At 63.0% G+C, this 11740-nt stretch carries 10 protein-coding genes; 3 read left to right on the forward strand and 7 right to left on the reverse strand.

Going from position 1 to position 11740, the window contains the following annotated elements; all coding sequences use genetic code 11:
- Positions 1–117: 117 nt before the first annotated feature.
- The 7 genes from NW855_RS06695 to sucC form a co-directional block, all read right to left on the reverse strand.
- On the reverse strand, positions 118–1032 hold the full coding sequence (locus NW855_RS06695) for a hydroxymethylglutaryl-CoA lyase (protein WP_414508586.1): 915 nt from the start codon (positions 1030–1032) through the stop codon (positions 118–120).
- Positions 1033–1134: 102 nt separating this feature from the next.
- Positions 1135–2745, reverse strand: a complete 1611-nt coding sequence (groL, locus tag NW855_RS06700) for a chaperonin GroEL (protein WP_414508587.1) — start codon at positions 2743–2745, stop codon at positions 1135–1137.
- Positions 2746–2766: 21 nt separating this feature from the next.
- Positions 2767–3054 carry a co-chaperone GroES gene (groES, locus tag NW855_RS06705; RefSeq protein WP_414508588.1) on the reverse strand — a complete coding sequence of 96 codons (288 nt, stop codon included), beginning with the start codon at positions 3052–3054 and terminating at the stop codon, positions 2767–2769.
- Positions 3055–3226: 172 nt separating this feature from the next.
- Entirely contained in the window at positions 3227–5230 is a 2004-nt protein-coding gene (locus NW855_RS06710; RefSeq protein WP_414508589.1) for a hypothetical protein, read from the reverse strand.
- A 48-nt stretch (positions 5231–5278) separates the two neighbouring features.
- Positions 5279–6085: an S-methyl-5'-thioadenosine phosphorylase gene (locus NW855_RS06715; RefSeq protein WP_414508590.1), complete on the reverse strand. Its 807-nt coding sequence runs from the start codon at positions 6083–6085 to the stop codon at positions 5279–5281.
- Positions 6069–6785, reverse strand: coding sequence for a ribonuclease III (rnc, locus tag NW855_RS06720; RefSeq protein ID WP_414508591.1), 717 nt, complete (start codon positions 6783–6785; stop codon positions 6069–6071). The genes NW855_RS06715 and rnc overlap by 17 nt, the downstream gene beginning before the upstream one ends.
- Positions 6786–6793: 8 nt before the next feature.
- On the reverse strand, positions 6794–7948 hold the full coding sequence (sucC, locus tag NW855_RS06725) for an ADP-forming succinate--CoA ligase subunit beta (protein WP_414508592.1): 1155 nt from the start codon (positions 7946–7948) through the stop codon (positions 6794–6796).
- A 12-nt stretch (positions 7949–7960) separates the two neighbouring features.
- Between sucC and NW855_RS06730 the strand changes: the two genes are divergently transcribed.
- The 3 genes from NW855_RS06730 to NW855_RS06740 all read left to right on the forward strand — a co-directional run bounded on the left by NW855_RS06730 (position 7961) and on the right by NW855_RS06740 (position 11598).
- On the forward strand, positions 7961–9058 hold the full coding sequence (locus tag NW855_RS06730; protein ID WP_414508593.1) for a hypothetical protein: 1098 nt from the start codon (positions 7961–7963) through the stop codon (positions 9056–9058).
- Between the two features lie 82 nt (positions 9059–9140).
- Entirely contained in the window at positions 9141–10505 is a 1365-nt protein-coding gene (locus NW855_RS06735; RefSeq protein WP_414508594.1) for a hypothetical protein, read from the forward strand.
- Positions 10506–10614: 109 nt separating this feature from the next.
- A complete protein-coding gene (locus tag NW855_RS06740) occupies positions 10615–11598 on the forward strand; it encodes a type II secretion system protein (protein ID WP_414508595.1) in 984 nt (327 codons plus the stop codon).
- Positions 11599–11740: the final 142 nt, after the last annotated feature.

Below are 11740 nucleotides of genomic sequence, written 5' to 3' on the forward strand. Positions count from 1 at the left end.
CCCCGCTTCGCGAGGGGAACCGCGCAGGGGTTTGGTTCCCCCTGCGAGCAGGGGGAACCTGCAGGAGGGGGTTAACTGCCATGTTTCGTGAACTTTGACTCGGCGATTGGTATAAGATCAGGCTTCGACTCGCGCACAGGCGCGTAGGTAGCTGCTTGGGGGCGTCTCCCGCTGGAGATGCCCCAAGATAAACTGCGCCGCCGCTGCCACGCCCGCGAGGTCTACCCCCGTCTCAATGCCCATCCCGTGCAACATATAGAGCAGGTCTTCCGTCGCGAGGTTGCCCGACGCGCCCGGCGCGAACGGACATCCGCCCAGCCCGCCCGCGCTGGAATCGAAGATAAATACGCCCTGCTGCAGCGCGGTCAGCACATTCGCCAGCGCAGTGCCGTAGGTGTTGTGGAAGTGGTAGGCGAAGCGCTCCAGCGGCAGAATCGGCAGCAGCGTCTCGGTCAGGCGCGCGACTTGGGTGGGCACAGCCGCGCCGATGGTGTCGCCTAGGCTCACCTCGTCCACGCCCATCGCCAGCAGGCGTTCCACCACAGGCACAACGGCTTCGGGGGCAATCGCGCCCTCGTAGGGGCACACGAACGCGGTGGACACATACCCGCGCGCCCAGCAGCCCGCTGCCTTCGCCGCGCGCACGACCTGCTCGAACTCCTGCAGCGACTGCTCGATGCTACGGTTCAGGTTGCGCTGGCAGAAGGTCTCCGACGCGGCGGTGAAGACGGCAATCTCTCGCGCGCCCGCCGATAGGGCGCGTTCCAGCCCCTTGAGGTTGGGCACAAGCACGGGATAGCGCACGCCTGCGCGTCGCCTGAGCGCGTGCATCACCTGCTCGGCGTCGGCGAGCTGCGGCACCCACTTCGGGCTGACGAACGCGGTCGCCTCCACCACGGGCAGCCCCGCATCCGCCAGCATTTCGATGAAGCGCACCTTCGCCTCGGTCGGCACGGGGGTCGGCTCGTTCTGCAGTCCGTCCCGCGCGCCCACCTCCACAATTCGCACCAATCGCGGTATGCCCTGAAACATTTTCTGGCTCCGAATCGTAGAATAAATTACCTGACGGAGCGTGAGTGAAAAAAATGCCGGGGCTTTTCAGCCCCGGCTATTGGGGGGTGAGTGGTCTGTGTGTCAGTAGGGGGATGGTGAAGTCTTTTTGCCGTTCTTCTCTTCGGGCACTTCCGCCACCAGCGCCTCGGTCGTGAGGAGCATCGAGGCAATCGACGCGGCGTTCTCCAGCGCGGTGCGCGTGACCTTCGCAGGATCGACGATGCCCGCCTCGAGCATGTTCACGAACTCGCCTGTGGCGGCGTTGTAGCCCTGTCCCTGCGGCAGTGCTTTGACCTTCTCGACGATGACGGAGCCTTCCGCGCCTGCGTTGTGCGCGATTTGGCGCAGCGGCTCTTCCAGCGCGCGGCGGACGATATGCACGCCGATTTTCTCGTCGCCGTCCACTTGCAGCGCGTCCAGCGCTTTGATAGCGTTCACGAGGGTGACCCCGCCGCCAGGCACGATGCCTTCCTCAACGGCGGCTTTGGTGGCGTTGATGGCGTCTTCGTAGCGCGACTTTTTCTCCTTCAGCTCGGTCTCGGTGGCTGCGCCGACCTTGATGACCGCCACGCCGCCCGCCAGCTTCGCCAGACGCTCCTGCAGCTTCTCGCGGTCGTAGTCCGACTCGGTGGTTTCGATCTGCTTGCGGATTTGCTGGATGCGCCCTTGAATCGCTTCAGGCTTGCCCTTGCCGCCGATGATGGTCGTATGCTCCTTCTCGATGACCACCTTCTCGGCGCGTCCGAGCTGGTCGAGCTTGACATTCTCCAGCTTGATGCCGAGGTCTTCGGTGACGAAGGTGCCGCCCGTGAGGATGGCGATGTCTTCCATCATCGCCTTGCGTCGCTCGCCGAAGCCAGGCGCTTTGACGGCAGCGCACTGGAACACCCCGCGCAGCTTATTGACCACCAGCGTTGCCAACGCCTCGCCTTCCATGTCCTCGGCGATAATCAGCAGGGGCTTGCCCGCGCGCACAACATGCTCCAGTATTGGGATTAGGTCTTGCGCTGCGCTAATCTTCTTCTCATACAGCAGGATGTACGGCTCTTCCAGCACGGCTTCCATGCGCTCAGGGTCGGTGATGAAGTAGGGCGAGATGTAGCCGCGATCGAAGCGCATGCCCTCCACGACCTCCAGCGTGGTCTCTGTGCCTTTGGACTCCTCGACGGTAATCACGCCGTCTTTGGTGACCTTCTCGATGGCGTCAGCGACCACTTTGCCGATGGCGGGGTCGTTCGCGGAGATGGTCGCCACCTGCTCGATGGCGGCGCGCCCTTCCACAGGGGTCGCGGTCTGCTGGATGAACTGCACGGCAGCCTCGACGGCTTTATCGATGCCGCGCTTGACAAACATCGGGTTCGCGCCTGCGGCGACCGCCTTGAGACCCTCCTTGAAGATGGCTTGCGCCAGCACGGTCGCGGTGGTCGTGCCGTCGCCTGCAACATCGTTCGTCTTGGACGCCACCTCGCGCACGAGTTGCGCCCCCATGTTCTCGAAGCGGTCTTCTAATTCAATCTCTTTCGCAATCGTGACGCCGTCGTTGATAACGGTCGGCGAGCCGAACTTCTTCTCTAAAACTACATTCCTGCCTCGCGGTCCGAGGGTGACCTTAACTGCGTTGGCTATCGTATCGACGCCGCGCTCCAGTGCGTGTCGCGCCGCTTCCGTGTATAAAATCTCCTTCGCTGCCATGCGTAATCACCTCCTGTACGGTTATTTCTCCAAAACGGCTAAAACATCATCTTCGCGGAGGATGATATACTCCTCACCGCCGATTTTGACTTCTGTACCGCCATACTTCGAAAACAGCACGGTATCGCCAACTTTCACGCTCAGTGCAACGACTGTGCCGTCGTCCATAATCCGCCCAGTGCCCACAGCCATGACTTCGCCCTCTTGAGGGCGCTCCTTCGCTGTGTCAGGCAAGATGATACCACTCTTAGTCATCTCTTCCGCCGATTTGGGGCGGACAACGATTCGATCGCCTATCGGTTTCAGCATCGTCGTAGCACCTCCTTCTCCGATACGGTCTTCCTATGCCTGCCATAAATTTAGCACTCGCGGCGGGCGAGTGCTGAACGCAACTCTATAATACCCGATGGCAATCGGGTTTGTCAAGGGGGGCAGGCGCATGCGCCAACCCATCGTTTACACCCGCCCCCTTGCAGATGCCTTACAGGTTCAATCCCGCGATGTACTCGCTCAGTTCGCGTTGGGCGCGGGCGCGCTGCTCTTGCAGTCGCTCAATTTCGGCGCGCGCCTGCTCGATCTCGCGCTCCTGCTGCGCCAGCTTCTGCACATACTGGCGGTACAGGTCGGAGTTGCGATCTAGGGCGCGCATGTTCTCGCGAATGCGCGCTTGGTCGTCGGTGATGCTCTTGATGCGCGCCTCCTGCTGGCGGATTTGCCCCTCGAGGTTGCGTATCGCGCGGCGGCGGTTCAGAATGCTGCTCAGTGCCTGCCGAATCGGCTCGCTCAGTTGCTGGTTCTGCGCCAGTACCCGAATCGTGTCCTCGTTGCCCTCCAGCAGGGCGAACGACTCTTGGTCGGTGCGCTTCTGCACGACCCGTAGTGTGGCGGTCTTGCGCGGCTGCACTTCGACGGGGAACCGATAGAAGGTCGGCGTGCGCTCGAACTTGGCAGGCTCTACCAATTCCCAGCCGTCTTGGTAGGGCTGCTCCACCAGCACGGTGCGCGGCTTATCGTCGCGACTGGTGAGGCGGTAGAGGTTCTCCATACGCCGCTCCAGCCGCTGCTGCAGCACGCCGTTGGTAATCTTGACCGAGATCATCTGGGAGGTGAAGTTCGCCCGCTCTTGCACGACCTCTATGCCCAAGTCCAGCGCGTAGGTCAGGATGCGCTCGCCTTTCGGCTCCAGCGTCTCCAGTTGCGCGTCGCCCCCATACGCGCCGTCCAAGTAGACCGTGACGGGACCCTCCATCAGCGTTAGGTCGGTGGTGTTGGTCAGTTTGACGCCGAAGAAGGGGTGGCGCGGGTGGTTGGCGGGGTTATACAGGGAAACTGCCTGCGCCTCCACCGTGCGGTTGACTACAGGCACAAGCGCGGACTGCTGACGCAGGATCGTGACGGGCTGCTGGATGCGGTAATCGAACAGCGCGCCGCGCTCCTGTCCTTGCGCCATCTCGATGACGCTCTCGCGCATGGCGCGTGGGGCAGCCATTGGCGGCGCGCCGCCAAAGCCAGGCGCACGCTCACGCGCCAGCCGTGCGTCAAGCGCCTCCGCCATCGCCTCGCGCTTCGCCAGCTCGTCGGGCGCGAGGTCCATCGCCATCTCCGCCGTGTCGGGCAGCAGCGCTTGGTCGGTCTGCGTGCGCACCGTCGGGCGCTTCGGGTATATCGGCTCGTACAGGTTCTGGATAAAGCTCACGGGTCGCCCCGACACCAGCTCCAAGCGCACATTGCGCCAGTCCTCGTCGGTGGTGTTCTCGACGATTGCCCAGCCTTGCAGCAGGGGCGGTTCGTCCGCGCTGAGCGCGAGGCGATAGGTCATCTTCCACAGGGGCATCTCGGTCAGGTAGCCGACCAGCACGCGCCGCGTGCCCTGCCCTGCAAAGCGCAGCTCGACGGTCTTGCGCGTGTTGTCCAGCCGCGTGCCAATCGCCGCCAGCGCGTTCTGAATCTCCTGTTGCAGCCGTTCGTCGCGCACGCGCAGGTTTGTAATTGTGTCCAGCGGCACGGAGCGCATCGCGGGGTTCGTCATCAGGTTCACATAGGCGCGCTTGACAACCACCTCGCTGGCGGCTTCCTCGCGCGTCTCGATGCTCAGCACCGTGCCCTGCAGCGTCTCCTTGTCGGTCTGAATCTCCACAGGCGCGCCGCGCAGACGGGTCAGCAGCGTGCTCATCGACGGGTTGTCCGACAGTTGCACGGCGAACGCGCTGAGGGTGCGCTCCAGCGGGTCGCGCGGGGTGTATTGCGCGGGCAGAATCTGCCCCCCGTCGAAGTCCACCAGAATCAGCGACTTGAGCAGGTCGTTCATCTGGCTCTCGCGCATCGACATGGTGAGCGTCGCGTCGCCGCTGATGCGTCCGAGCCGTTCGATGTATCCGACGCCGCTACGGTACAGCACCACGCGCGTCACGGGCAGTAGGTCTTGTGCGCCTGCGCCGCACAGCACGCCAAACGCCAGCCATCCCAAAAGCGTTTTGTATCGCATCGTAGCACCTCCGCGTATATTATGACGCTTGAGAGGCGCGATTGGGTATTACACCGTCACCTTCGCGTAGTCCAGCGCGTGGCGGATCGGGCTTTCGAAGTTCGGCGGGATTTTGGCAATCATCCCGAAGATGACCTTGCGGATGCGCTCGGCGTTCTGGTGGAACACATGCATCACCTCTTCTGCCGTGACGGGCTTGACCTCGCCTTCCGCCACCAGCCCGCTATCGTAGTCGGTAATCAGCGAGATGTTCACGACGGGAATCGCCAACTCCAGCGCGAGGTACGCTTCGGGATACTGCGTCATGTTGATGACTTCCCAGCCCATCGAGGTGAACCACTTGCTCTCGGCTTTGGTGGAGAAGCGGGGTCCGTTGATGACGACAATCGTGCCGCGCTCGTGAACGGGGATGCCGTGCGCGCGGATCTCCTCGATAGCGATTTGGCGCAGCACGGGGCAGTACGGGTCAGCGGGCGAGACATGGTGTACGGTGGGACCCTCGTAGAAGGTGTCGGCGCGCCCGTGCGTGCGATCGACATACTGGTCTGCCACGACAAAATCGCCGGGCTTGACATGCCGTTGCAGGCTGCCTGCCGCGCAGGGGCTGATAATCGCCTGCACGCCGAGTTCCTTCATCGCCCACAGGTTCGCGCGATAGTTGATTTTGTGCGGGGGTATAGTGTGCTTGCGTCCGTGTCGGGGCAAAAACGCCACGCGCCGCCCGTTCACCTCGCCAATCGACACGGTGTCGCTGGGCGCGCCGTAGGGGGTGTCGACCTTGACCTCCTCCACTTTGTCCAGAAACGAGTAGAAGCCAGAGCCGCCAAAAACGCCGATTTCAGCCAAAGGTTTCATCTAAGTGCCTCCTGTTGTGTTCAGTGAACTGCATCGCTTGGGCGGCGGCGTTCTGCTCCGCTTGCTTTTTGCTGGAGCCAGTGCCTTGTCCCGCCACGATGTCGCGCAGTTTGACCTGCACGACGAAGGTTTTGTTGTGCGGAGTGCCCGATTCTTCCACGACATGGTAGGTCGGGGTGATGCGCCACCACGCTTGCGTGCGCTCTTGGAGTTGCGACTTGTAGTCTTGGACGGGCATTTCGCCTGCGTGCAGGGCGTCCAGTTCGGGCTTGAGGTGTTTCAGGGCGTAGTCGCGCGCGGCGCGGTAGCCCGAATCGAGGTAGATTGCGCCCAGCACGGCTTCGAAGGCGTCGCTGAGAATGGAGGGTCGCTCGCGTCCGCCCGCCGATTCTTCCGCCGGGCTGAGGCGGAGCATCTTGGGCAGTCCCGCGCGTTTGGCAGCCTCGCATAGCACGCTCGCCCGCACGATGCTCGCCCGCGCTTTGGAGAGTTGCCCCTGATCCCAGTGCGGGAAGTGCTGATACAGGTACTCAGCAACGATCAAGCCCAGCACCGCATCGCCCAGCAGTTCGAGCCGCTCGTTGCTGGCGAGCAGTTCGCCTTCGGTATGTGAGCGATGGGTGAGGGCTTGCGCCGCTAAGTGCTTGTTCCGTATGGGCAGGCGTGTGCCTGCCCTGCGCAGCAGTTGCCAGAAGCGCACGGCGTGTATTATACCCCGCGTGCCAGCTCGACAATCTTACGCGCCGCCTCTTGCATCGTTTCGGCGGGTATGAGCAGTGTGCCCTGCAGCATGGCGCGCCCCTCTTCGGCATGCGTGCCCGCCAAGCGCACCACGACAGGGATGTTCACCTGCAGCGTTTCGAACGCCTCCAGCATGCCGCGCGCCACCTCGTCGCCGCGCGTGATGCCCCCGAAGATGTTGAACAGCAGCCCCTTGACATTCGGGTCCATCAGCACGAGTTCGACGGCTTGTCGCACGCGGTCGGCTTTCGCGCCGCCGCCGATGTCCAAAAAGTTCGCCGCGCGCCCGCCTGCCCGCGCGACCTCGTCGACGGTACACATCACCAGCCCCGCGCCGTTGCCAATCACGCCGATGTCGCCGCCCAAGCGCACATAGGCGATCCCGCGTCGGCTCGCCTCCGCCTCGATGGGGTCGTCGAGGCTTTCGTCGTGCAGTGCAGCGAGCGACTTCTGGCGATAGAGCGCGTTCTCGTCGATGGTGATTTTCGCGTCGGCGGCGATAATCCGCCCGTCGGCAAGCACGGCGCAGGGGTTGATCTCGGCGAGGTTCGCGTCGACAGCGATGTAGGCGCGGTACAGCCCGTGCAGCAGCGCGCTCAGCGGGCGGATTTGCTCCTGAGGGATGCCCGCTGCGTACAGCACTTCGCGTGCAGCGTAGTCGGTCAGCCCCAGCAGCGGGTCGATTGCGACGGTCGCAATCGCGTCGGGGTTTTGCGCGGCGACCTCTTCGATGTCCATCCCGCCCTGCGTGCTGACCATCAGCACATTGCGCTGCAGCGCGCGGTCGATGGTGATCCCGATGTAGTATTCGCGGGCGATTTCGACAGCTTCCTCGATCAGCACCTGCTCGGCGACCAGCCCTTGAGGGTTCTGGGGCGAGACGAGTCGCTTGCCGAGGATGCTTTCGGCGGCGTTGGCGGCTTCGTCGGGGGTGTTGGCGAGTTTGATGCCGCCTGCCTTGCCGCGTCCGCCCATCAGCACCTGCGCCTTGACCACCACAGGCTTGCCCAGTCGCTCGGCGACCGCCTTCGCGTCGGCGGGCGTGCTGACCACCTCTCCTTGCGGCGTCGGAACGCCAAATTCGCGTAGGATCTGCTTCGCTTGATACTCGTGTAGTTTCATCGTCGGCTCCTGATGCGCCGAGAGTATACCCTGTGTGAGGTACACTCTGGGGTGGTGAACGGTTCAGGGTACATCGTGCCGCAGGTGGGCTGCTCGGTGTGTGGGGCGGGGTGCGACCCGATGCAAGACCGCTGCGCACGATGCCAACGCGACCCCTACGCAGCGATTGGCGTGCGCTGGGGTCCGCTGACGGGGCGTCAGTTCTGGCGCAACATCGGCTGGCGGCTGCTGATTGCACTGCCGTTTGTGGGCTGGGCGCTGTGGCGCGAGCCTGAGGGGCTGCTGCGCCTGATGCAGCTTTCGGGGTGGGCGCAGGTGCTGCTGGGCGCGCTGGTTGCCATCGGCGGCTTGGTGGTTGGCTATCATCTGTGGCTGACTTGGCGAGCGGCGCATGTCGCGCTGGTGCTGACCCCTGCGGAGGCGTGGCTGCTGCAACGGCGGGGCGGCAGGGTCTACTTCGAGCGCATGGCGTGGCAGGAGTGCCTGCCGCCCGAACCTGTGCGTGGGCAGCGCGTGTTGGAAGCGCTGGGCGCGTTCGCGCACCTGGTGATGCACGCGGGGCTGCATGCGTTGGCGTTTCTCGTCCCCGACCAGGTCTACGAGATACGCATGTGCAGTCGGCTGGACGCGGGCAAGCGGTGGCGCGTGGCATTGGCGGGCGCGCAGTATCAGCCGCGCTTCGCGCTGAGTGAACTCGCAGCGTTCGCGTTGCCCCACTGGCTGCAGAGCGGGCTGGTCGCCATCGAGCCAGGCTACGAACCGAGCCGCGAGCGACCCTTCCTTGCGCTGGATTTGCAGACGCGTACGCTGCGCGCCTATGCCTTTCGCGAGGTGCGCCTGCCTGAACCAAGCGTCGAGCTGCCCGACCGCCCCGAAGCGCACAGCCCCGACGGCAGCCGCGTGGAGAGCGACCATACGCTTGCGCCCGACGCAGCGCAGGCGGCGCACGCCGAGAAACTGCGCCTACGGCAAGGCTCGCTGCCCGCCTACGCCGTGCCCTACGGCGACTACTGGCTTCGCGCCGAGTGGGGCATTATTCAGCGCATCGAGCGCCACCGCACCGCCAGCGAGACGGCGATTGCGCCCGAAATGCAGCCGAAACCGCTGTAATTTGCCCTGTGAGCGGGGCAGAATCGGCAGGAATCGGCGCAAAGGCATGGTATAATTAAGGCTGTAAAGGAAGGAGGTTCGTATGATGCGATACTACCGATACGCAGTTGGGGCTTTGTTGTGTGTGGCGTTTGCGGCGCGACCCGCGGTCGCGCAGGACCCGTTCGTGTACTTCGCAGGCAACCCTGCGAACTCCTGGTTTACCGTTGGCGGTACCTGTGAGGCGCCAACCCTGACCGCCAACTACCTGTTCTTCATCTCGGGCAATTTTGATGATAATCTCCCTGCGCGTTGGACGGCGCTGCCTTTCCAAATCTGTGCGCCGATGACCTTCGACTCGATTGTCTATATGCCTAGCTTGACAGTGGGCGCCCCGAACCTGTACATCTGGATTACAGGCTCACGGCCAGGCGCGGGTGGGCGTCCTGAACCCGATCTGGGGAATATCCTCTTCTTTGGCGACTTTGGCGCGTATCCTGGCGATCCACCTGTTCCGGGACAGGGTGATGTGCGGATTCCCACCTATTACGGCGGCTCAACGAACTTTACCTGGCTGCGCACGACGCCACTGAATCAGAGCATCACTCTGGGATCGGGGCTCTACTTCGCGATTATTGTCGGTGACGAAGATATCGGAACTGCGGATTCGCTCCCGTCATACATCGCCTTAGCGATGGGCGCGCCGGGCGGGCCGAAACTGTATTACACCCCGCGCGGGCTGGGTCGCAACCCGGTTGGCGGCGTGATTCAACCAGCCTCCTGGCAGCAGTTCCGATACAACCCTGCCACTTTCCCTTGCGAGCGCATTCTCAACCCGCTCCTTGATTGGCGTGCGAATGACCCGTTCGGCGGGCAACACGGTCCCGCGCTGTATCACGGCGTTTTAGGCTTCCGCAACTCGGCGGCGACGCCAGGCAAAGTGACGGGTACGGCGTCTTTCGGCAACCTGAACGGAACTGCGCCTGCAGCGACGGTGGAGGTCATCTTCTACCTGCCGGGCACGAAACAGCGTGTCGCACGGTTCAGCATGCCTGCGCCGGACACGCCAGGCACTTTCACTATCGACACCCCAAATGTTGCCGCGGGCACTTACGATGTGGTGGTACGTCCTATTTACTCGAGTATCACTCTGTCTATCAACTGCCCAACAAACCTTTGTGTGACAGGGTTCACGATTCCTCCCGACCGTCACTGGCTGGGCGTGCGCATCCCGAATGTGAATGTCAGCGGCACGGTGAATCTGGGTAGCATCACCCTGCCCAACGGCGATGCGAACGGCGATTTGGTCGTAGACGACGCCGACCTGCTGGTGGTGCTGTTCGAGTTCGGCGGCGACAACGCTGCTGCTGACCTAAACCAGGATGGCACGGTTGACGACGCCGATCTGCTGATTGTGCTGTTCAACTTCGGCATTCAGGGCGAGGACGGCGACGAAAACTGCAACTAACCCAACCTAAACGGTCAAGGGGGCAAACGCCTGCAAGCCCCCTTGACCCAACCTTAAAACTTGCAGGAATCCGAACGAACAGGGGGTATCATCCTTAATCAGGAGGTGCATGATGCGCACTCGAGGCTTTACGCTGATTGAATTGCTGGTGGTGATTGCGATTATCGCAATCTTAGCGAGTATCTTGTTCCCTGTGTTTGCGCAGGCGCGTGAGTCGGCTCGACAGGTGAACTGCATCACGCGCTTCAACCAGGTTGGGCGTGCGCTGGTGATGTATACCAGCGACTACGACACGGTACAGCCCTTGACGCAGTATTTCGCCTCGTTCGGCGGGCAGGAGAACTGCGACGACCGCATCTTGGCGCAGTTGCTGATGCCCTATGTGAAGAACTGGCAGATGTTTCGCTGCCCATCGGACCCGCAGGCGACGGATTCCATCCTGGATGCGTGTCCGCAGGATAACGAGCCGCCGCCAACCCAGCAGTGCATTCGCGAGTACCGCTGGGCGCTCAAGACCAACATGGGCTACAACTATGTGTACCTCTCGCCGATTATGGAGCGTTGGCGCGGCAGCGGTGGGTTCCGTGATTGGTACAACGCGCCTGCCAGCGACGCGCAGATTGGGCAGCATGCGCGCACCGTTGCCTTCGTCGACAGCCTCTGGTGGCGCGACCCGCTGACCCGCCAGCCGTTGTGTGGCGGCAACTGGATTGTGATGCCGCCGTGCCGCTACTATCGCGATGCCTCTGGACGCATATACGACACTTTCACCATCGTGCGTCAAGAGTGCGACAGCCAGCGTGCGAGGCGATGGTACGACTATCAGGGCAACTCCTGCGCCTGTCTGGCGCGTCCTGCGTGCTGGCGTCTGCAGACCGCCACGGGCTGGTACACCTGGATGGAGTTCGGCGGCGCATGGCCGTTCCATCGGCGCGAGCGGATGACCGTCGTGTTCGCCGATGGGCACGCGAAGAGCTACACGCCCTCCCAGCTGGGTCAGGGCTGTGATGTGCGTCCGCAGTGTGGCGGCTTCATCAACGACCTGGAGCAGTACCTGTGGGACTTGGATGACGGCGGCGTCCTCTGCAACTGAGGCGGTGAGACGCGATGCAGGTCTCTAAACCCGTCGCCGTTGGGATTATCGTCGTGGCGTTGCTGGCGCTGGGACTCTCGCTCTGGTTCACGATGAGAGGCGGGGCGAACCAGCCGCCAGAGACCGCGTACCCGAAATCCGA

The sequence above is a fragment of the Synechococcus sp. RC10B2 genome (assembly GCF_047502635.1).